This window comes from Streptomyces sp. NPDC001157, from assembly GCF_053598255.1.
Genome location: NZ_JBSFJW010000003.1, coordinates 339385 through 361219 on the forward strand (window position 1 = coordinate 339385; position 21835 = coordinate 361219).

A 21835-nucleotide genomic window follows, 5' to 3' on the forward strand; every position below is an offset into this window, starting at 1 on the left:
GAAACTCTTCCACGTCCAGATGTCGAGCCACTTGAACTCGCCCGCCCCGTTTATTACGAGCCCAATGAGACGCCTCTCGCTTCTCATTTGCGAGTTTAACGACTACGAACCTCAACACTTGCCCAGGAATTCACGCACTGCCGAGACAGTGGTCCGCCATTCAGAGATGGCATTTCCGTCTTCATCGACAGTGAGTCGCGACCTTACGGAAGTCCACGGCTCAAGAGGGTTGAAATCCCTCTCCAACTCATCCAGGAAGATGATCGAGTTCTGGATAATCACACTCTCCCTTCGCCTATAAAGAGGCCAACAGAAGATAAAATTGCTGGTTTCCGGATCGGTGATCGACGAAATGAGGCAGGAATCCCGTTCCTCTCCATCGAAAATTATGTGAAGAGAATCGCGCCAACTGCGTTCGTACTCACCGATGCTCCAGTAGGAGAGATCCATATAGAACGACTCTGTGAAGTCACCAACAGTGATCCTTCCGGTCGCCCCCGCCTCTCGGAGCAAGGCAGCCGGAGGGCGATCCGATGCGACCTCGACAGAGAAGGCGTCATTTCTTGATGTAGTTGAGATCCGCATCATAGGTGCCAATCCTGTCGCCTCGACGATTGAATACCTTCCATCCCCCGGTCACGTTATGACCATCGACGTCGGGAGTGATGTAGTTCTTGCCATTGGAAAATACATCTTGCCCGTGCGAGTAGAATGGTGATTTCTGGGGTGCGATTCTCTTGTCGTACCCCAGGGCCGCTGCCCGATCCCTTAGCGTACCGGCGTAAAGTTCTCGACTGTCCGCTCTGCGCGCGCCTACCTCATCAGGGTGATACGGGTCACCCTTCAATGCGGGAGAGGAAGTGTAGCCCTCGGGCAGGCCCTTGGCTCCAGGCGCTCCGAAGCTGCCAATCGCTGCCCCGAGTCCGGCCGAATCGGAGTCGGGGTCGAACCCGTGCTTTTTACCCCAGGCCTTGTATCGGTCGGTCAGGCACTGCCCCTCCACAACGCAGGCGGGCGTGTACAGGGCACTGGTGTAGTCCAGGAGGGTGGTGAAGGGCAGGCCGAGGCCGAAGAGGAGGTTGCCCGCCGGGTCAGTCTGGTGGTTCGCCCAGTTCATTATCTGTGCATCGTGCACCCACCTCGGGTCGAAGTACGGATTTGGCCCGGGGATGGGGACGCCACCCAATGTCTTGGGATGTAGGAAGTCGGTCACGGTTCCGGTGCTGCTGGTACTGGCCGTACCACCTTCGTAGCATTTGTGCCGCTGGCAATAGCCGCTATGGGCGTCGTTGCCGTCGACATCGTGGTAGCCGCCTTGTGAGTCGACCCAATCGCCTCGGCATGCGTCGTCGGCACAGAACTTCAAACCACTCGGGTCGGAGAACGTGAGGGGGTTGTTGCCTGCGTAGGCGTAGCCGTTGAGGGATTGAGCGTTGCCTGTGTCGAGGATTGGGTCGACGCTGATGAAGCGGCCGGTCGTCGCGTCGTACTCGCGTGCGCCGATGTAGGTCAGTCCGCTGGTGGCATCGGTACTGTCGCCGAGGAACCTCTTGTCGTCGGGCCAGGTGCCCGTGCCGCCGGTGCGGGAGGCGCCGAAGGGGGCGGTGTATCTCTTGGTGACCGCCTGGGTGGTGGCGTCGACGGTAAGACTGCCGGTGCCGTGCTGGTCGGCGGCGAGCCAGGAAACAGTCGCGCTGCCGGTTTTGTTGGTGCGCAGGGCAATGACCTGGCTGCCTGCGGTGTAGTACCGCTGGGCCCAGTACTTGGCGGTCGAGGTGGATGTGTCGAGGTGGACCTCGGTGCCGTCGTCCAGGTAGAGGACGCTCTCACCGCCGGTGTTGCGGCGGATGAGGAGGGTGCCGTCGGCGTCGTAGACGTGGCTGGTGGTGCTCTTCGTGGTGCCGGAGCTGGACTTCTCTGTGAGGGTGTCGAGTTGGCCCTCGGGGTTCCAGGTGAGGCTCTGTGTGTCGGTGCCGTTGGGACGGTCCTTGGTGTTGCCCGTCGCGTCGTAGGCGTACGTGGCCGTCACACCCGTGCAAGAAGTCGCCGTGGTGATGGCGGTCAGGCCGTGCGGGTGAGCGGTGTCGCCGTAGCAGTACGTCCTGTTGGTGTCACCGGCGGAGCTGTGGCTGGTCTCCGTGCTACGCAGGCCGCCGTCGGTGTAGCTGTACGAGGTCCAGTAAGAGGAGGCGCCGCCAAGGTTCGCCGTTGTGCGGCCGGATGCGGAGCAGTCGGCGGTGGACGGGGTCCAAGCCTCGGTCAGCCGCTGGTGACCGTCGTAGGTGAAGCACTGATCGTCGGCTTTGCCGGTGCCGCCGAGGGTCGTGGGGTCGCTGATGGAGGTGACGTTGCCCGCGTCGTCGTAGGCGTAGTTCAGCTCCTGCAGTTCGTAGCCGTGGGTCTGGTCGGTGACCGCCGACTGCTTGAGCCGGTCGGTACCTTCCTCCCACGTGTTGGTGATGTACGCCTTCTTGATGCCCTCTGCTGCTGAGGTGCCGAGGGTGAACTGCTGGGGCTGGCCGATTTCGGAGTAGGCGGCGCCGAGCAGGTAGCCGCTGGCTCCAGCGACGTCGGTGGGCAGACCGACGGCGTTGTAGTGGGTGACGACCTTCTCCGAGGCGAGACCGCCTGCCGCCGGCTCGGAGAGGTACTGCTGGGTGCCGTCGAGGTTGTAGTACGTCGAGAAACTCAGCGTCGCCGCGACCGCGCCCGAGCTGACCAGTGGATCAGTGGACGGCAGGACGAGTTGTGTAGTGGTCGACCGGTACAGGCTGTCGTAGGCGGTGACCTTCTTGGTGTAGGCCGTGCCGGACACCCCGCCCACATAGCGGGTGGCGGAGTCCAACTGGCCCTTGGCCAGGGTGTCGTAGGCCCAGTGGGCGAGCTTGTCGGCGTCGGTCTTGGACGTCTGCCACTGGTCCGTCTTGCGGCCGAGCTCGTCGTAGCCGTAGAGAAGGGTGGGCTTTCCGGAATCGGTTGTGGTGGCCACCTGGTCCAAGTCAGTGTACGACGTCGTGCTCGTACCCGTGTCCGGGTCTGCGGCCCTGATCTGGCGGCCGAACAGGTCGTAGGTGTATGACCACTTGGTGTTGTCGGGTCCGGTGATCGTGTCGGGCTTGCCGTCCCGGGTGAAGGTGTACTTCGTCGAGGTGTAGGTGGCGCCGACGCCCGCACCGTAGGCGGTGTCGGACGGGTCCGTGCCCGCGTAGTCCCGGCGCTCGGTGGTGCGGCCAAGGGCGTCGGTGATAGTGCGGACCGCCGATCCGCCGTTCACTGCGGTGGTGGCGGTGGAGTCGCCGGTGTACGTCGTCGACGTGGACCACTTCTTGGCGCCGTAGATGTAGAGGACGCTGTTGGTCGGGCGTTCGGCGCCGTCGAAGACGGTGTCGGTCTGCTTCGGCGCGCCGCCGTACTGGGCACGTGCGTATGTACCGGAGGGTGTGGCTGTGGAGTCGAAGACGTCGGCGTAGGTCTCGTAGGCCAGGCCGCGGCTGTTGTAGCGCGTGTCGGTCAGCAGCCGGCCACCGTTCGCGGTCGGGGACTGGGTCTGTAGCGGCCGCAGCAGCGAGTCGTAGATCGTGTAAGTGGTGTTGTAGACGCCTTCGCCAAGGATGCTTGAGATGGAGGTCCAGGACGGCGCGTTGTTGGTGACGGAATAGGCGAAGGTGTAGTTGGCGCCGTATCCGGCGGCACGCAGGTGGTTGGGCAGCCATACAGCGGTCGCCCGACCCAGGGCGTCATAGGTGGACTCGGTCAGCTTGGTGTTGACGTCGTAAGACTTCAGGGTCGTGCCGCGGGCGTAATCCAGATAGGTGTAGCTCTTCTGGCTCTTGGGGTTGGTGACCATGATCTTGGTCAGCGGTCCGGTCGTGGTCGGGGTGTAGACGGTGGTCGTCGGATTGCCCAGCGCATCGGTCACGCTCACGGACCGGCCCATGACGTCATAAGTGGTCTTGGACAGCGTCTGCCAGGAGGTCGGATACCGCTCGCCGTTGGTGGCCGTGGCCGGGTAGGCGGAGGCACGTCCGGTCCAGGTCGCGTCGCCCAGGGTCGGGGTCTGTGAGGCGGTCCAAGCGGTCGCGGTGGTGTTGTCGTAGACCGTTGCCGTGTCGGACAGCACATCCCCGCGAGTGCTCGACGAGGCCGGCAGGCTCAGGTCGGTCTCGGCAGTGGAGCAGGCGCGGCCGACGACGCGGGTGCGGGAGACCAGGGAGTTGATGCCCAGGCTGTCGTTGCGGGCGTACCAGGTGCGAGTGCAGGTCTCGTCACCGGTCACGGCGGTGTCGCCGGCGTCGTAGACCGTGCTGGGCATGCCGTAGCTGTCGAAGCCTGTGGTCACGGTGTGGGTACGCCAGTTGGAGGCGGCGGTCAGGTACGTCGAGGTCTCCGTCTTGTAAGTGCGGACGAAGAAGGCCTCGATGCTGGCGTACGACTTCTGCTGACTCGCGGTGCGGCTGGACCAGGGGTCGTTGACCTTCACGGTGACCGGGGTGGGCCCGTTGTAGGTGACCTGCTCACGGGTAAACCCGGAGAAGCGGTCGCTGTCGGTCTGGTCGGGCACGCTCAGGCCGGTGAAGCTTATGCCGGGCACGGAGGCCGAGTGGGTCGTGCCGTCCTTCTGCCTGTCGCCGTCCATTCCCTGCAGATAGACCGTCACGGTCTTGGACTGGGTCTCGCTGGCGGCGCCCTTGAGAGCCGTGACGGTGCGGTAGCCGCGCCAGTCAGACCAGGTGCGTTCCTTGGCCGGGGTCAGCGGGTCGTTGTTGTAGTGCCAGGCCGGGCCGGAGTAGCTGTAGTGGTTCTCCATCGTTTCGCCGTGACCCATGGGGTCGGAGGTGATGACGTCGGTGACCCGGTACTTGTGGAACCAGTCCAGTGACGCCTCGGTGGCGCCGTTGATGTGCCAGTAGACCGGATAGCAGCTCAACTTGTCGTTGTCCTCGGACGACGGCATGTTCGAGCCGCGCACGCACTCCGGGTTGGACAGCGTCACGGTGGTGACGGCGCCCGTCTCGGAGGTGACGGTCTGAATGCGGGGCCGCTTGAGCGGCAGGATGTTGTCCGTGGAGGAATCGACCCGGTTCTCCCGCATCTGGTACGTGAACGTGACCGGGTCCAGGGAGATCGCGGTGCCGTTCTTGCCCGTGTGCCGGATGCTCTTCAGCACGAGGCTCTGGTCGGTGCTGTTGCCGATGTCGCCCGGGTCCAGGAACTCCTGCGTGAGCGCCCAAGAGTCGACGGTCGTGTAGGCGCTGGAAGCGGCCGACCAGGCGTCGGTCTCGATGCTGGTCAGGCGCTTACGGGTGAAGAAAGAAGGGACGGATGCATTGCAGTCCGCACCGGAGGCACAGATGGAGTCGAACGGGACATCGGGCCAGCGAGAGGCGGTGGAGGAAGTCAGCGAGGAGCAGTCGGATGCGGTGCACCGCTCGTCATAGCCGAAGAGGATCTCGTCCGAGGCGGTGCCGGTGAACAGGGTGTCCTTGTTCTGCCCGTAGAGGATCTTGGTGAGGTAGCCGCCCCGCGTGTACTGGGCGGTGCCTGTGGTCGCGCCGTTCTTGCCGTAGTAGTTGGTCTCCGCGGTGTACCAATACGACATCGCGTTGCCATGCGGGTCCACGACGTAGTCCAGGTTCCACCGCCACGCCTGGGTGAAGGCGCGGTTGGCGAAGGTGGTGCCCTTGTTGTAGCCGGGCTCGCCGGAGTTGTTGCCGAACACCGGAACGGTCCAGACGGAGTTGGTGCGCTGGGTGTCCGCCCCCGGCAGCTTGTTCAGCCCGAACACGTACTTCGTGCCGTCGCCGGTGGTGACCGTCCAGTACTCGCCCGCGCCGTCGAGACCGGCGTCGCCCTCGTCGTCGTTGTCGGCACCGGTGGAGTGGGTGACGGTGGAGGCGTCGTCGTCCTTCAGGTGCCAGGCGCCGCTGGTGTCGTCCTTGACCAGCTCCGTGGACTTCCCGTTGAGCACCAGTGAGGCGTTGTCGTACTTCCAGCACTGGTCGTACTTGCCGCTCTCTCCGTCGTCGTCGCACGAGGCGTAGGACCGCTCGACGTAGGAAGTCGCCGCGTCGTCGAACCCCTCACCGACCAGGCTCCCCTGGTTGTTCGTCGACGCCGTCCTGCCGTCCACGCTTCCGGAGTCGTACGACAGAGACAGATCGGGCGACGGGCCCGCGGCGGCCGGCGGAGTGGCCATGCGGTACGACCAGGTGAAGGCGCCCGAAGAACCGCCGGCCTCCCAACTGGAGGATGCCGACAGCTTGCTGGCCGCATAGTTGCCCGCGCCGGACGCCGACTCCCCCGAGGTGGCGGTCGCTGCCAGCACCGTGGCCGAGGATGTCGAGTCGGCGGCCATCAGAGAGGCGCGCGGCATCGAGCGCGAAGCCCGCAGTGCCCCGGTGCCGCTGCCTGCCTCACCGAGACCGACCTTGGCCGTGAGCGTCTGCTTGCCGAAGTCGTTGTGCGAGTCGAGCGGCGTCTGCTTGCGGCAGGCGGCCTTCTGCGGAGTGGTCAGGACGCAGGCGGGGAGCTGGACCAGCCGCAGCCGCCCGGACCAGCCGCCGCCGTAGGCGGAGGCGAACGCCGAGTAATCCAGGCTCAGTTGGGCGGAGCCCGGCTCGGCGACCGATGCCGTCAGCAGCACACCTTTGATGCCCGCAGCCTGTGCCTGCTGCTGGCCGAGAACTCGCACCTGCACCTGGCCGGCTGCCGAGTTGGTCCCCCGGCCGTGTGCGACGGTGACGGGCAGTCCTCCCGCTGTCAGCTTCGTCGCGCCCTGCCCTGGTATGCGCCCGGTCACCGCGGCGGCGTGCGGCCAGACCGCGTGTTGCTGGGCACGTGCGCGCTGGGCCTGGGCCGCGTTGGCGGCCTTGGCTCTCGCAACCTGCGCACGGGCCTTCTTCGCGCCCAGGCCTGGATGGTTCTGTACCTTGTCGACCCGCTGCTTCGGCAGCGCCGGCTTGCCCAGGCCGCCCCCGGCAGCATGCGCCGCCGGCACCCCAAGTCCCGCCGAAGCAGCCAGCGCCATGCACAACGCCGCGACAACAGGTGCCCGTCGACGCCGGACAACCCGCCCCGGTGCAGGCGCACGCCATGGCAACAGAACACCGCGGGTCAGAGCGGTGCCGATCCAACGAGCCTTCATGCCGGAACTCATGACTAGCCTCCCGCGACCGCTGCCGGCCGCCTGCACACACCAAGGGATCAAAGAGCAAGGGGACAAGGGAGTCTGGCCGGGTGGGGCGGCTGCCTGACGCCGCCCCACCCGGTGACGCTCACGGGGGTCAGTCCCCGATGATGTCGGTGACCTGCTGGTCGGCCATGGCACCGGACCAGAGCCGGATGTCGGTAATCCTTCCGGGCAGGTAGTGGCCCCAGGCCCCGCCTACGTATCCCCCACCGGCCGCGAACTCGCCGGACCCAGCCGCCGCTGTGTAGGGATGGGTGACACTGGCGTCGTTCTCGACGGGGCCGAGGTAGAAGTGGACGGTGCCGGAGGGGGCGTCATACGTGCCGGTCATCCGCACCGGGCTGCCCAGGACCGCGACCTCGTCGGAGACCACCCCGTCGAAGCTGCCGTCCGTCTTCAGTCGGCCGAAGTACCACTTGCCGACCGGGACGGTGGTGCCGGTGTCAGGGTCGGTGTCCGTTCCCGTGAGCTTGTACCAGAAGCCCCAGGCGGATCCGTCCGCGCTGCGCTGGCCGACGACTTGAGCCGTGTAACCAACCGGCTTGGACAACAGAGCGTCCTTGTCCGCGTCCACCAAGGTCGTGGCGGTGAACGAGGCCGTGTCGTCCAGCACTGGCCCGGGTGCGCTGGCGGCGCCATCCTTTCCGTTCAGGACGAGGGCCTTGCCGTCGAGCGAGGCGCCGCCGGACAGGGTGAGCGTGCGGCCATAGCCGGAGGTGTTGTCCGCCAGCGCGTTGCCGCTCCCACCGTCCGGATTCCAAGCGCCCATCAGCTCCACGCTCGGTGCACCGTTGGCATCGAGGAGCTGGTCCTCGATCGCGATCGCGTTCTCCTCCTCTGTCAGGTCCCGCTGCCAGACGGCCACCTCGTCGATCCGACCCCGCCAGTAGTTCACATAACTGCCCGGGGTGAAACTGGCCCGGCCGAACTGCAGGGTGCCATCGGTGACCGTGGCATCCGACGTAGCGGGCAGCGTGACCGGCGAGCCCTGCAGACGGCCGTTGACGTACAGGGAGATGGTGCGGTCCTTGGAGTTGTAGACGCCGGTCAGGTGCGTCCACACCTTCAGCGGCACCCCGGCCACGTCAGCGTTCGCGCCCATGTACTTGCGCACCCCGTTCTCGTACCAGTTCCACAAGAACACCCAGCGTTGGATGCCCGGCGAGTAGTACAGGGCGAACCCGGAGCCGTCGCTGCCCGTCTCCGACACCACCGTGCGGAAGTCCGATCCGTCCGACAGATACGCCCACGCCGAAACGGTGAACGACGACTGGGTGTTGACCACCGGAGCCGCCGTGGCCGCATACCCGGACTGGCGCGTCATGTCGGAGGTGTCGTTCAGCCACAACGACCGGTCACCGTCACCCCCGCGTGCCAGCGACGACCAGCCCGCGCCACTCGTGAAGAGCGTCGCCGGGTGACGGGCACCCACGGTCGCCGTGTCCGCAGCCGTGGTCACCCCGGAGCCCTGGGCCGCGTCATCGAAGTGCCAGCGGCCGATCTCCGGCTGCCCCGCGGCGACGTTGAACTTCACGATCGTCTTCGCGCCCCAGCGTCCCGCACTGTCCTGCGCCCGCACCTGAAGCTGCTGGGTGCCCGCCAACTGGGGGGTGATCCCCGGGGTGACCTTGTTGCCGGGGATCGGCGCGGACCACGAGGTGGAGGTTGCGAGCTTGTACTCGTACGCGGTGTTGGTGTCTCCGGAAGCCGGCGAGAAGGTGAACTGACCGGGAGTCCCGGGGCCTCCGGCAGGGTCGCACAGGTTGGTCGTGCACAGGGTGTACGGCTTGCCGAAGGTCACCGTGGGTGCCTTGGGGGCGGTGGTGTCCACCTTGAAGTAGCACCAGTCCTTGGTGGTCACCGTGCTGCGCGACTCCAGGTAGTCGGCGCCGCTGTTGTAGTAGGAGCGGCTGAACACCGCCAGCCGGTACAGCGGCCCCTCGGACAAGGTGATCGGCGACGGGTAGGTAAGCACCGTTCCATTGCCGACGTAGCCGCTGGTAGGCCGGACCGGCTCGGTCGCCACCGACCAACTGTGGTCAGTGTTCTGCTTCTGGACGTAGAAGTGCGCGCGCAGGCTCGCCCCGCTGCCGCCGCCGGTCGCCGTCCACACCGTCGCCGTCAGGCTCGGCGTGGGATCCGTGATCACATCCGGATCACTGGAGTTGGTCTCGCAGCTGATCCCGCTGCCCTCGACGATGCCCGCCTTGGTCGGCACCCCGGGAAGCCCCACATAGGTCACCGACAGCACCGCGTCGTTCCGGAACCGCTTCCAGGCACTGGTGTCCGACTCGTCCCGGGCCTTCAACAGCAGCGTAAGCCTTGAGAACTTCCCCGCAGCGAAGTCCCCCACCGTCGACGTCAGACTCGAACCGCTGAACTCCATCGGAGCGGCAGGCTGCGAAGGATCACACAAGGAACTGCGACCTGCCGAGACATCCCTACTCGCCATCGTCCCGAGATACGAGGGACGGTTCGACCAGGTGGTCGACGACGAGATGTTGCCGGTGCGCTCCAGATCGACCCAGCGCGCATCACACGTGAACGACCAGCTCTCCGTCGCCCTGAACGTCGCCGACAGCACCTTCTTGCCCGCCAGGCTGCTCGGCGAGAACTGGAAGTACAGCCGCTCGGTGTAGCCAGGGCCGCAGTAGTAGCCGTTCCACGACGAACAATGGCCCACGCCCTTGCCCTCGTTGTTGCTGCCGTTGCCCCAGTTGAAGTCGGTGACGCCATCCGAGCGCAGATACGTGTGGGCCGTCTGGTCCAGACCGACACTGGGGTCGATGTAGAGGGGGTACGCCCTGCTGTCGCTGTTCGCCAGCATGCCCGCATCCGGCACCACCGCCAGCGAATCCGCGCCGACCTGCACCGGCAGCACCGCCGACGCGTCGCCATCGCCCGGCCCCGTCGTTCCGTCTGCGGACGTGCCGGTGGACGGGTCCGTGGTGGCCGACGGCGACGGGGCGCTCGTCTGCGTGAGTGCGGTCGTCCGCGCCAACTGGGTGGAGGTGCCGGAGGTGGTCGCATCGCCCTGCGAGTCCCACATCAGCGCCGCCGGAGCCGAGAAGACCGGGCGCGCGCCGTCGTCCACGGCGGTCATCCCGCCGCCGTTCGTCGGCGCCACCGTCAACCCGTCCGCCTGGAGTGAGAAGGCGACCTTCTTCAGCTCCGGTCCAGCGGCCGCCTGCGGGGTCTTCACCACGAGCAGCTCACGGAAGCCCTCGGTCGTCGCCGTCATCCGCAAGTCCACGCCGGGCAGCACATCGCCGTAGACCGCGCTCGCTCCGTCCAGCGTCGGCTTCGGCAGCGTCCCCGGCCAGCCCAGCCGCAACGACTTGCCGCCCCGGGCGATGTCCACCAGCCCCGAACCGTCACCGCCACCGGAGAACGCCAGATCCACCACGGCCGCCTTCGGGCCCACCGTCCCGTCCGACCGGACCTCCAGAGTCGGATCCGGGGAGACCCACGACCCGCTGCCCTGGTGCACGCGCACCGGCACCGTTGACTGGTCCAGCCTGAACGTCGTGCCGTCCGGATTGGCGTACGTCGTCGTGTACTCCGTACGGTCGACGCCGACCTCAACCTGAGAACCGCTCGCCAGCGCCTTCTGCGAGGCGGCCGCCTCCGGAGAAAGGGACGTCGTGACGGTGGAAGCGATGTCTTGCCCATCAGCAACGGCCGCATACGCGGCGGCCGTTGCGGCAGGCTGAATCAACAAGACGAACGCGGCCAGCCACGCCGTACGCGAGGACCGCACACGTCTACCCCCCGAATCCCCCACACCGCACCCCTGAGCCCTTGACGAACTGATCACAATCGCTTGGCGATCACGAAGCATGACAGGGGCAGCTCAATCGAAGGTCAAGAAATATCTCAAGATCAGGCAATTGAGCGGCCGTCTTCAAGTAAAGAATTCGACCGTTCACCTTAGATACAGACAGATTCCATCAGCGCGACGACCATCGACAGCTTGGAGGTCGCGAAGCTGTCAAAGAGGCAGAACTCGCCAGCGGGTTCACGAGGACTAATTAGCAGACCACTCGCGAACGCTGGAACACGATCTCCTCAGCCAGGGCCGTCTGCCTGCTCGGCTGCTCCCGCCGTCTGAACCTGGCCCAGAACACCGTCAAACGATAGGTCCACATGCCCGAATTTCAGGCCCTGCGCCGCCGACTCCACTACTACGCCTTCGTGTCATGCGCTGATGGCGGGCCCGCCCTTCGATCGATCACCTGCCTGATGTTTGCGCGTAGCACAGACCGTAGGCTGCTATGACTTTGAAGCACATGGGGGAAGGGACTTCGGTCTCGTCAGTCCCAAAGTTGCGGTGTGTCGAGGCGGAGGGCGTACGTGCCGTCGGGTCCGCCGATCGTGAGGTGCAGTCCGGGCGAGAGAGCGAGGGCCTGGCACCGTACGAGAAGGGGGATCGCGCGCACGCGACCGGTGGGAACATCCCACAAATGCACTGACGCGTCGTCCCAGGCCACGGCGAGTACCGGGCCGTGGGCGCTGTGGGCGGCGGCCATGGCGGTGACGAAGGCCGGCCGCTGCTCGACGGGATCCGGCATGGGATCGGCGGAGGTTGCCCAGAGCCGGACTGTGCCGTCCATGGCCGCGCTCATGACGAGCGTGTGCTGATCGTCGGGAAGAGCCAGGCAGGTCACCGCGGTGACAGGGGCCTTGTGCAGGGCTTGTGAGTGCGGAGTGGGGTGGTAGGTCTCCAGGGCCCAGGCGTGCACGTTTCCCTGTTCGTCACCCACGACCGTCATCCCGCTGCGGGGGCACTGTCCAAGGGCCGTCGGTCGCATGCGGGGGTGTTTGAGGGTGAGTTGTCCGTGGTGGGCCGCGATGTGGCCGAGGACACCGGCAGCCGTTCCTTCGACGTCCCCGGTGACGGGTTGCAGGGCGCCGGTGTCGGCGAGCAGCAGCACGGAGTGGTCACTGCGTACGGCGATGCCATCGGGACGCACGGTCCTTGGAGATGCGACAGCGGCGGTGCCACGGCCGGTTGCCGGATCTAGGAGGGTGAGACCGCCCAGCGGATCGGCGGCGAGCAGGCCTCCCTGTTCGCCGGGCATCGGCGTCAGGGCGGTCACCGCCGCGTCCGGACGGGACCATAGGGCCGTAAACAGGTGCTGTTCGGCGAGGGGCAGCAGGTACTGAGCAAGGGTCGGGCTTGCTCCCAGGGCGGCCGTGTGAAGGAGGGCGGCACGCTGGGTGGTGCTGTGTTCGATGTCCGACAGCTGAGGGGCTGCCTCCTGCCAGACCTGCCGCAGTCCACGAGGTGCCGGGATGCGTTCGTCGGCCAGGCAGGCCGCGATGGACACAGGGGAACCGTGCACGAGAAACCCCGGGTCGCTGAGCAGCGCACGAACGGTGTGACCCATGTCCGGGGAGCGCAGCGCCTGGTCCAGAGCGTGTTCGCGGGCGAGTTCGGGAGCCAGGTCCCAGCGCGGACGGCCGCCGTCGTTGCGGGGGACCTGAGAGGTGAGGTCTCCGCCGCCGAGGGCGCGGTCAGGCGCGACGAAGCTCCCGTGAGGCCTGTCGCCGACGTCGATGGTTTCGGCGCCTGCCCAGGTGTCGTGGAGGTCCATGTCACCGACCTCCACGACGGCGCGCGTCTGCGGCAGTCGCAGGAGGGGGACGAGTAGTTCACGGGCCAGGGCTGCCGGGTCGGCCGGTGACCGGTCAGCGGGGCCTCGCCCAGCCAAATGAAGGTCCGGTACGAGGAGCAGCAGGGGGCGCGGATCGGCTGTGAGGCGTTCCAGCAGTCGATCGGGGGAGAGTGGGCCGTAGCCGAGTTGCCGGCCCAACTCCCAGGCGAAGGCGTCGGTAAAAAGCCCGGCGGAGGGAATCGTCGCGTGCGCGCTGGTGCGGGGGTGGCTGGCTGAGCCGAGGAGGAACCAGGTCAGCAGATGACTCTTTCCACTGCCGCGCGCCCCACGGATCAGGCAGACCTTGGCGCGGCCGGGGGCTGTGTCGGCCGCCCAGTCCAGCAGCGTCGGCCCATGGGTCGCGGTGACCCCTTCCCGCGGCGGCCATACGCTGATGTCGGGCCCGCCGAGCGCGGGCGCCGTACCCGCCGGCCGACTGCTCACTGGCCGGCCTCCTCGTTCTCGCGCAGCAGCCGGATGCCTTCCGCACGCGAGTCGGCCGACTCGCCGTAGGGGTAGTGGTGGGTCAGCTGAGCGTCCGGGAACACCTGCGCCAGCCACAGGGAGCAGTAGTGGCCGGGCATGAAACAGGGTGCCAGGTCGGTGTGGATGCGCAGGACCTGTTCCGGCTCGATCCCGGCCGCGCTCAGCCTGTTCCACAGCCGCTCTTCGGGGTGCAGTGCGATGGCGCCGGACTGTGTGACGATCTGCTTGCTGCCCTTGGCATCGACGTACTCGAAGGCCGCGTACCACTCGGCGCCGGCCGTGTCGCGGATGTCGTCGAGCACCAGGGGCCACCAGTTCTCCCGCTCGGCGAATGCGCGCGGATCCTGTGCACGCAACCGCTCCCCCAGCCTGTCGAAGGCCGCCGAGGCGACTCGCGGCTGGTCCGTGCTCAGGATGACGCGCAGGGCCTCGCGTGCTTCCGTGAGGCCGGATGCGAACGCTTCGGGCGAGGAGTTGACGAAGCGGTTGGGTTCGTCGTAGCCCAGGAGCAGCGCCCACACCGTCCCGTCCGTGTCGGCGCACAGTTCGAAGCCGCCGTCGCTGCCCAGCCGCGCCCAGCGTGCGTACTCCTCTTGGGATACGCGGAGCCCGGCTGAGGCGGCGTATTCGCGCAGGTGCACCGGGTCGCTGGGATCGGTCACGAAGTAGGGCCCGACCTGCACCGGCACGGAAAGTCCGGCAAGCTCCGGCCCGAAGTTCCGCACCTGTCCGTCGTCAGTCACCGATTCGGAGCTCTCTCATTCGAAGTGATGTTCCGGGTCCACAATGTAGGTGAGGACCTCGAACCAACAGGAATCCGGGTTCTCCAGAGCGACCGGATCCACGGAACTCATCGTTTCCCGGATCCGCAGGCGCACAGCCTCAAGCTCTTCCTTTCCATGCGATTCCCAGTCATAGTTCGGACTCTCGACCTTGAGGAGGTACAGGAAATGAACAAATGATCGCAGTCCGCTGTTCAGCAGATAGATTTCTTTATCTTGAGGCAGACAGTAGACCTTGCCGGTATCCGGGTCGAACGCAATATCGTCATAAGGGATCATTCCCAGACCGATCCAGCCGTCCGCCCCCGGCGGGACCCGGTCGAAACGGTCGGAGAGTTCTCCGTCCCAGTCCGCGACCCGCTCCAGTCGCTCACCAATCCCGTCATCCAGGTCGAACCACGGGTTCTCCCAGACCGGAATACCCAGCGTTCCCAGGACATCCCGGGCATCCGCGTCCGACACGGGCCCGAGAATGATCTCCGGCGACCTGATCAGCTCGTCCGGATCGAACACGGCCTCAAGCATGCCACGACTGAGGTTGCTACTCATTCACCCTAATCCCGCCAAAAGTAGATAACTCACGAGATCTTATCTACTCAGTTTCAACTGGTCAAGATAGCTCTCCATGATGGCATTCCCGCGTTCCCTGGATGCCTTGTCGCCGTATTCGACGCTATGGCTCACCTCGGTTCCCGGGAATCTCTCCGCCATCCATGAACTGCAATTCGCCCCTGTACTGCAGGGTTCTCGCTCCGTATAGAGGTGACGTATTCGCGCCGGTTCCCCCTCTCTCAAAAACGGCGCCCCGATCATCCGCTCGGAGTGCCGGCGCCCATTGCTGCGGGCCACGAGAACAAAGTCTCCGCTGCCGTCCGCACTACGCACCCGCGCGGCCGCATAGTTGTTACTCGTGAACTCTCCGTCCTTGTTGTGAGTGCCGTAACTACGATCCGCGTGTCGAGCCAGCTGGGTGGCCTGAGAGAGGTCGGTGCTGCCCAGCGGAACCTGCTGGGACGATGCCTTCGGCCGTGGATCAGTGCGCCCCTCGCTCTTGTCCTTCAGCTTGGCGTTCTGTTCACCTCTGACCGGACGCCCGATCGAGGTGCTGTCGAGCCCGAGCTTCGCCCGGTCCGCGTCCGTGAGGTCCGAATGGGAGCGGTCAGGGTTCAGCCGGCGAATGCTTCCGTCGTCGGCCATGTGGTAGACCGGCGTCTCCTCGGTTCTGGGACGCTTGGCGAGCCGCTCCAGCTCCGCCGCGTGCTTCGCATCGGTCTCAAGGTGGTTGTTCGCGACTCTCTTCAGCCGTTTTCCGGTGTCGTGATAGAGATCCTTGACGGCCTTGCCGGCGTCCTCTCCGACGGCTTTGCCGGTCTTCTCCGCGGCGTGCTCCAGTGCCTTGACGATCTGGTTGGTCACTCGAAGCTCACCCCCGCCAGCTTGGACTTGAACTCCTCGGCGTGCGCGGCCACCTTCTCCGCGTGACCGTGCATCAACTCCGCGCGGGCGTGCACCTGCTCCGGGTCAATGGAGAAACCGGTCCCCGCATCGCCGCCGCCGACTCCCGCCGCCGACTCCGCTGCCTGGAACACCAGTCCGCTCACCGCCCGCCCAACCACTTCCACCAGTGGTTCCACGGCTGCCTCGATGACTTGCCCGATGATGTACTGCTCCAGTTGCTGCTCCAGGTAGTCCATCAGCTTCTCGGCGGCCTCCACGATCAGCACCTCGGCCGCCTCCGCAAGCCCGAGAGTTGCCACCGCCGCTGCCTGATCCGCCACGAACGACGCAGCCAGAACCACCAATTCTGCGATCGCCTCGACCTTCATGCCCACAATCACATCCGCCGCCACGTCGAGCGCGGTCGCGACCGTATGGCAGGCCGTCAGCAACTCGGACATGTGGCTGGAGGACAACTGCGACCACTTCGTCAGCAACGCCTCATAGGAGGGGCCCTGGTACACATCGGCCATCCGCTTGAGCGTCGCCGAGGAATCCTGGTGCGTCTGGTCCAGTTTCTCCGCGAAGTCCCGCACATGGGACGCGAACTCACGGACCTTGTCCTCGTTCACATTCGGCCAGTTCACCCCGATGAACTGCAGGAAGGAAACGACTTCTTCAGGCAGCTCAATAGCCACAGTGCCCCCGTCCGGCAACAGCAAACAGCAGCTCAGCACGCTAGTCGTGAGCCGGCAACGGTAGGGCAAACACTCCCTGTTGATACCTCCAACAGCGTCGGCCTCAACACATGTGTGGAGCAGTCAGGTCTGGACGGGCACGCGTGCCCCGTTCCGGTCACGGTGGCGCCGTCGCCGACAAGGTCGGTGACGTGCTCCCGGAGTTGGTCGCGGACGCGGGCCGAGACGATGCCGACGATCGTGGCCTGTATGGAGGATGCGACGGATCGGCGGGGTGCCGACCTACAGCAGAGCGGCAGCGAGAAGACTGCGTCACCACCGAGCACATGCGCCGCCGACAGAACTGGCGCCAAAGACCTCACTCAGCCGTTTTCAGAGGGTGGAAGAAGAGAGTGCTGGTAGGCGTAGACGACGGCCTGTACTCGATCGCGGAGGCCGAGTTTGGCCAGGATGCGGGAAACGTGGGTCTTCACGGTGCCTTCGCCGATGCCGAGCCGGTCGGCGATCTCCTGGTTCGACAGCCCGAGGGCGACTTGGCGCATGACGTCGTGTTCGCGGTCGGTGAGCGTGTTCAAGGCGGCCGGGGGGCGGGTGCCGGGGGGTGGGCCGGTGAGGAAGCGTTCGATCAGCCGGCGTGTGGTGGTGGGGCCGAGGAGGGCCTCGCCTGCGGCGACGACGCGGACGGCGTCGGCGATGCGGTCCGGCGGATCGGTCTTAAGGAGGAAGCCTGCGGCACCGGCGCGCAGTGCCTGGTAGACGTACTGGTCGAGGCCGTAGGTGGTGAGGATGAGGACCCGGCTCGGCGTCACCGACGTGGCAAGGCGCCGGGTGGTCTCGATGCCGTCCAGTACCGGCATGCGGATGTCCATGAGCACCACGTCGGGTCGCAGTGCCGCGGTGAGGGTGAGTGCCTCGGCTCCGTTGGCGGCCTCGCCGACGACGTGGAGGTCGGGGCAGGAGTCGAGGATGGTTCGCAGGCCGGTGCGCACGACGGCCTGGTCGTCGGCGAGCAGGATGTCGATCATGGCGTGGTCGGGAACGCGGCGCGAAGCGTCCAACCGCCGCGCGGATCAGGGCCGGCCTGCAGGTGGCCACCGAATACTGCGGCCCGTTCCCGAAGGCCGACGATGCCCTGGCGGCTGCCGGGTCCGCGTCCCGTATCGGTCGCTCCGTCGTCGTGGACCTCGACCTCGACGGCGTCGGGTTGGTAGCGCAAGACGATGCGGACCTCCGCCCCGCCCGCGTGCTTGAGTGCGTTGGTCAGGCCTTCTTGGGCGACGCGGTAGGCGTTGAGTTCGACGCTGGCGTCCAGTTTCCGGGGCTCTCCCTCCGTGTGCACTGACACCGCCAGTCCGGCTGTGCGAGTGGTGACGACCAGATGTTCGAGGTCGGCCAGGGTTGGCGGGGGATGCCGGGCGGGCTGTCCGTCCTGGGCCATGCCCACCAGGGTGCTCATGCCGTTGATGGCTTCCTGTCCCGTGGCACGGATCTGCCGGAGGGCCTCGCGGGCTTTGCCCGGGTCGCTGTCCAGGACGTGCTCGGCCGCACCGGCCTGCAGCATCACCACGGCCAGGCCATGACTGATCACGTCATGCAGTTCCCGGGCGATGCGCCGTCGCTCCGCCTCGGCCGCAGCCTGAGCCAATTCCCGCTGCTCTCGCCGCAGGAGGTGAGCGTGGCGCTCTGCCGCGCGGGCCCGGCTGGTGAGCTGACGCACGCTGCGCCCCACGCCGAAGGGCAGCGCCAGGGCTGCGCAGGTCCACAGCACATCTGGAGTTGCCTCCGCCGCCGGTTGGCCGATCCCCTCCGTCAAGGCGAATGCGGTCAGCACCGCGAGGGCATACGGCACGTTGCCGCCGTACGCCCCTGCGGCGTAGGCGGCCGACAGAGCGATCAGCACACTGGAGCCGGATTCGTAGTGCCCCAGGGCCACGCTGACAGCCGCGAGGGCGCCCAGTGCGCCGGTGAGCGAGATCAATGGCCGGGTCCGGCGCGCCGCGAGGAAGCCGCCGGCAAGCGCCGCCAGCACAGCAGACACCGGGTGCGGTTCGGGCCACTCCCCTCCCGTCAGGGCGTCGGCCGCGGCGTATGCGGCGAGCGCGACCGCGAGCACGCCGTCCAGCAGCGGTGACCTCAACACGCGCCGGACGAACGCGGCGTCCTCGCCGTGGCGTTGCTCCTCCATGACCGCACGGTAGCGGCGGCCCGACGCGCCGTCATCTGCCTTACGACAGACGTCGGCTCTGCCACCGGTCGGACGACTTGCGGTCTGCCGGTCCCTACCGTCGGCCTACCGATACCGAGAGGAGGCGATCATGCATCGCTTCATTCACACCGGAACCGCAGCCGCCGTCGCCGGCGGTCTGTCACTGGCATTGGGGGCCGCCCTGCAACTGCTGCCCCAGCCCGCCAAATTCTCCGATCAGGTCGTTACCGACACGTTCGCCGCATCCTCGGCGTTGCGCTTCGTCGGGGCCATATGCATCACCTGGGGGCTGGTTAGCATCCACCTGCGGCAAGTCGACCAAGTCGGGCGCTTCGGGCTGGTGGCCATCGTCGCCTGCATGGCCAACATGGCCCTGCAGACCGGGTGGATATTCGCCGACCTCTTCATCACCCCGGCGCTCGCCGACCAGGCTCCCCAAATCCTCGATGGCGACACCCCCGGGCGCATGGCGATCGGCTTCCTGGCCGCCTGGCTGGCCAACGCCTCCTTCGTACTGCTGGGCATTGCCACGCTGCGCGCCAGGATCCTGCCGAAGGCCTGCGGCATCGGCCTGATCATCGCCGGTGTGATCGCCCTGTTGCCCTTGCCGGTGGACGGGGCCGCGTACGAACTCGTCATCGGTGCGGCGATCTCCGTGGCGGGAGCCTTCGCACTCCGAGAGCCCGACACGACCCGGCCCGCCGCCGAGCAGGTCGTCTGACACATCCGACCGCATGCCCGAGCCCCGCTCTCGCCGCCACGCTCACGGAGAGCGGCCACTCGCGAAACCACACGTCACAGACATCTTCACGGGGAACCGACATGACATCACTCGATCCCGCAGCCCCATCGGACTCGCGTCTCACAGCGGCCGCCAAGGCGCTGATCCCCCTGCTGGCCGGCGCGATCACTGGCAAGATCCTGCAACAGGCAGGTGCCGACGAATACTTCGCCCAAGCAAGCGTTGGCGCCGTCACCGCCGTGGTCGGCGTGCTCCTGGTGCAACGGTCAACACGGCAGGACGAGCAGCGAGCGGTCCAAGGCCGCAGCGCGACACGGCCATCACAGCTGCCGCCCCGCCCGGCCTGGGTACCGGGCGACCCCCCGCCCCACGTGGTGCCGAGCCGCAGCACGGTGGCCTTGTCCACGGTGCTCGCCGCGGCGGCCTTCTGGCTCGTCGATCTCCTAACGACCTGGGTCGGCCTCGGGAGCTTGGGCTACTGGAGTGGCAAAGTCCCCACCGATCCGTCCGCCGCATATCGCGCCGTGGCCCTGCGCAGTCTGCCGCTCCTCCTCCCCGCCATCTTCCTCATCGCCGTCGCGCTCGCCCTAGGCTGCGCGAGCGAGGCAGGACTGTGCTGACCATGGCGGCAGTGGCCTACACCGTCGCCGTTCTCATCACGAACCAGGTTCTGGCCCGTCACTGGGACAGCGACCCGCTTCCCGAAGACGTATACCTGCCCCTGCTGTTCGGGCCGATCGCTTGGCTCACCTGCCACCTCGCCTGCCGGTACGCCGTGCGCACACAGCATCGGTTCGACGCTCTGCGTGCTGCGCAGGCGCAGATGCGCAGCAGCGCCGACGGCGCGAACCGGCCCTCAGGAGACCGCGGCCGTGAACGAAGTGGCAGTTGACAGGCTCGGCGGGACTGGGTGCGGTTCCAGGCTGCCCATGTGCGCGGCAGGCATGTGGCCACCGCCGGGCGCACGGGCTGCTGCGGGTCTCGCGGAGACCCGCAGCCTGGCACGCTCCCCTGGTGGCGAGGAGGGACGGACGCTTGCGCTCCCCGGGGCGCTCGGAGGCCTCGCGGATACAGCTGCCCGCTGGCCAGCGCCGGACAGGCTCGCAGATTACCTTGCGGCGGTCACTGCAGCTTTGGCCCCGCCGACCGGGCCAGCCGAACTGCAGAATACCGAGCCGCGCGCACTCCTCCGCGCTCTGAACTTCCTTGACGTCACCAGCGAACTGGTCCTCGGCCACCAACTCATCCCCCGGCCGCCGATGAGCCGCTCCAGTCTCCTGGCTCTGGACGCCAATGACGAGGCCGAGTTCCAGACCGGCCTCATCGTCCTGACCGACATCTTCCGCGATCTCCAGGTGCCCGGCAGGACCCCCTCCTCCGGCCTCGGCCGCCTGGAACCCCCACGGGTTGACGAATCCCATAGGGGCACCCCCCCTTGCGGCGGGCCAGACCTTCGTTCAGCGGGCTTGGGTGACCGCGATGGGGATGTCCGGGCAGGCGCTGAGGATGCCGGTGAGCGCGGTGCGTTCGACGGGGTCGATCGCCAGGCGCCAGCGGGTTTTGACGGCTACCCAGTCGGTGGCGTAGGTGCAGCGGTAGCCGGCCGCGGGCGGTTGCCAGGTGGCCGGGTCCTGATCCGCCTTTGAGCGGTTGGACGCGGCGGAGACCGCGATCAGTGCGCGGGCGTCCCCAAGGTCGTTGGCGTAAGCCTCGCGCTCCTTGGCCGTCCAGGTGGAGGCGCCGGAGTCCCAGGCCTCGGCGAGCGGGACGAGGTGGTCGATGTCGAGGGCGCGGGCGACGGTGAAGTAAGTGTCGTCGTACGGCGAATACCACTCACCTCCGCTCAGGGTGCAGTTGGGGCCCTGCTCCGGAGCGACGACGGCCTCGGATTTCAGTACTTCCTGACGGGTGTTGCAGCCGTCGCGATCGGCGTCGGTCCAGTGCCGGAACTTGGTGCGTTGATAGCCGGTGCGGTCCTCGTTGTGGACCGGCATGGCAGCGAGGGCGTCGCGGACGGGCATGACGACGGTCTCGCCGGGGTCAGCGGCGCGTGCGGTGGTGGGGGTGAGCAGGACGGCAAGCGCGGACAGCGCGGCGGCCGCGGTACGGACTGCGGTGGTGCGCACGAGGCTCCCTTTCGAAGACCGGGAAGGGTCGTGATCTTCGTAGCGAGCCTGGTGTCCGGCACGCCCGGGATGTGCCGTCGGCTCACCCGCACGGGCGGTAAGTCACACTGCTCGCCGCCGTCGTGACCCGGTCCGGCCGGGCGCACATTGTGGGCGGCCGTTGGTGCTGCCTGGCGTCGCAGCGTGCCGTCGGGTGCAGGGCGAAGGACTATCTGAGGAACTAGTCCGGTCACGATGAGGTGCTGCGACAATGACCGGAGCACGGGTTCTCTACTGGCTTGTCAGCCTCACACACCCGCGAACTTCTACCTGCTGGGCAACTGATGAGGCTCCTTGAAAATCCTCGCTCTTCGTCTTCACTTGGTTGCGGGCACAACAAGAAACGGTCCGCCTGATGGCCAGCAAGAATCGGGGACTTCGCGGACAGTCAGGGACAGCCGTGAGCGGGGCTGCGGGCAGCATTCTCCGATCACTTCTTCGCGGCCGTCGATGCGGTGAGAGGTCGTACGCTG

The 21835-nt window shown here is 66.8% G+C and carries 14 protein-coding genes; 3 read left to right on the forward strand and 11 right to left on the reverse strand.

Annotated features, from left to right (window positions below; translation table 11 throughout):
• Nucleotides 1–111 precede the first annotated feature (111 nt).
• The 10 genes from ACWDAG_RS07725 to ACWDAG_RS07770 form a co-directional block, all read right to left on the reverse strand.
• The gene (locus ACWDAG_RS07725) at nucleotides 112–588 is read right to left on the reverse strand and encodes a hypothetical protein (protein WP_450694689.1); all 477 of its coding nucleotides are present in this window, start codon (nucleotides 586–588) and stop codon (nucleotides 112–114) included.
• Entirely contained in the window at nucleotides 557–7027 is a 6471-nt protein-coding gene (locus ACWDAG_RS07730; protein WP_450694690.1) for an RHS repeat-associated core domain-containing protein, read from the reverse strand. The genes ACWDAG_RS07725 and ACWDAG_RS07730 overlap by 32 nt, the downstream gene beginning before the upstream one ends.
• A 256-nt stretch (nucleotides 7028–7283) precedes the next feature.
• A complete protein-coding gene (locus ACWDAG_RS07735; protein ID WP_450694691.1) occupies nucleotides 7284–10949 on the reverse strand; it encodes a LamG-like jellyroll fold domain-containing protein in 3666 nt (1221 codons plus the stop codon).
• Nucleotides 10950–11502: 553 nt separating this feature from the next.
• On the reverse strand, nucleotides 11503–13290 hold the full coding sequence (locus ACWDAG_RS07740; protein ID WP_450694692.1) for a WD40 repeat domain-containing protein: 1788 nt from the start codon (nucleotides 13288–13290) through the stop codon (nucleotides 11503–11505).
• Complete coding sequence (locus tag ACWDAG_RS07745; protein ID WP_450694693.1) at nucleotides 13287–14075, reverse strand: nucleic acid/nucleotide deaminase domain-containing protein; 789 nt, start codon at nucleotides 14073–14075, stop codon at nucleotides 13287–13289. Before ACWDAG_RS07745 ends, ACWDAG_RS07740 begins: the two co-directional genes overlap by 4 nt.
• 15 nt (nucleotides 14076–14090) lie before the next feature.
• Nucleotides 14091–14663: an SUKH-4 family immunity protein gene (locus ACWDAG_RS07750; RefSeq protein WP_450694694.1), complete on the reverse strand. Its 573-nt coding sequence runs from the start codon at nucleotides 14661–14663 to the stop codon at nucleotides 14091–14093.
• A 39-nt stretch (nucleotides 14664–14702) separates the two neighbouring features.
• Nucleotides 14703–15530: a nucleic acid/nucleotide deaminase domain-containing protein gene (locus ACWDAG_RS07755; protein ID WP_450694695.1), complete on the reverse strand. Its 828-nt coding sequence runs from the start codon at nucleotides 15528–15530 to the stop codon at nucleotides 14703–14705.
• The gene (locus tag ACWDAG_RS07760) at nucleotides 15527–16249 is read right to left on the reverse strand and encodes a WXG100-like domain-containing protein (RefSeq protein ID WP_450694696.1); all 723 of its coding nucleotides are present in this window, start codon (nucleotides 16247–16249) and stop codon (nucleotides 15527–15529) included. The genes ACWDAG_RS07755 and ACWDAG_RS07760 overlap by 4 nt, the downstream gene beginning before the upstream one ends.
• A 362-nt stretch (nucleotides 16250–16611) precedes the next feature.
• On the reverse strand, nucleotides 16612–17274 hold the full coding sequence (locus tag ACWDAG_RS07765; protein ID WP_450694697.1) for a response regulator: 663 nt from the start codon (nucleotides 17272–17274) through the stop codon (nucleotides 16612–16614).
• Nucleotides 17271–18434, reverse strand: coding sequence for a sensor histidine kinase (locus ACWDAG_RS07770; RefSeq protein ID WP_450694698.1), 1164 nt, complete (start codon nucleotides 18432–18434; stop codon nucleotides 17271–17273). Before ACWDAG_RS07770 ends, ACWDAG_RS07765 begins: the two co-directional genes overlap by 4 nt.
• Nucleotides 18435–18564: 130 nt before the next feature.
• On the opposite strand from ACWDAG_RS07770, the gene ACWDAG_RS07775 reads away from it, so the two are divergent.
• From ACWDAG_RS07775 to ACWDAG_RS07785, 3 genes are all read left to right on the forward strand, one after another.
• Nucleotides 18565–19176, forward strand: coding sequence for a hypothetical protein (locus ACWDAG_RS07775; RefSeq protein WP_450694699.1), 612 nt, complete (start codon nucleotides 18565–18567; stop codon nucleotides 19174–19176).
• Between the two features lie 101 nt (nucleotides 19177–19277).
• Nucleotides 19278–19817 carry a hypothetical protein gene (locus ACWDAG_RS07780; RefSeq protein WP_450694700.1) on the forward strand — a complete coding sequence of 180 codons (540 nt, stop codon included), beginning with the start codon at nucleotides 19278–19280 and terminating at the stop codon, nucleotides 19815–19817.
• A gap of 2 nt (nucleotides 19818–19819) precedes the next feature.
• Nucleotides 19820–20089: a hypothetical protein gene (locus tag ACWDAG_RS07785; RefSeq protein ID WP_450694701.1), complete on the forward strand. Its 270-nt coding sequence runs from the start codon at nucleotides 19820–19822 to the stop codon at nucleotides 20087–20089.
• 565 nt (nucleotides 20090–20654) lie between these two features.
• Here ACWDAG_RS07785 and ACWDAG_RS07790 read toward each other — a convergent pair.
• Nucleotides 20655–21323, reverse strand: a complete 669-nt coding sequence (locus ACWDAG_RS07790) for an HNH endonuclease family protein (RefSeq protein WP_450694688.1) — start codon at nucleotides 21321–21323, stop codon at nucleotides 20655–20657.
• Nucleotides 21324–21835 lie beyond the last annotated feature (512 nt).

Bases quoted from the DNA above. Each gene is read 5' to 3' on its own strand.
- ACWDAG_RS07765 (WP_450694697.1), bottom strand. From the start codon at position 17,274: ATGATCGACATCCTGCTCGCCGACGACCAGGCCGTCGTGCGCACCGGC.
- ACWDAG_RS07770 (WP_450694698.1), bottom strand. From the start codon at position 18,434: ATGGAGGAGCAACGCCACGGCGAGGACGCCGCGTTCGTCCGGCGCGTG.
- ACWDAG_RS07775 (WP_450694699.1), top strand. From the start codon at position 18,565: ATGCATCGCTTCATTCACACCGGAACCGCAGCCGCCGTCGCCGGCGGT.
- ACWDAG_RS07750 (WP_450694694.1), bottom strand. From the start codon at position 14,663: ATGAGTAGCAACCTCAGTCGTGGCATGCTTGAGGCCGTGTTCGATCCG.
- ACWDAG_RS07785 (WP_450694701.1), top strand. From the start codon at position 19,820: ATGGCGGCAGTGGCCTACACCGTCGCCGTTCTCATCACGAACCAGGTT.
- ACWDAG_RS07730 (WP_450694690.1), bottom strand. From the start codon at position 7,027: ATGGCGCTGGCTGCTTCGGCGGGACTTGGGGTGCCGGCGGCGCATGCT.
- ACWDAG_RS07725 (WP_450694689.1), bottom strand. From the start codon at position 588: ATGATGCGGATCTCAACTACATCAAGAAATGACGCCTTCTCTGTCGAG.
- ACWDAG_RS07780 (WP_450694700.1), top strand. From the start codon at position 19,278: ATGACATCACTCGATCCCGCAGCCCCATCGGACTCGCGTCTCACAGCG.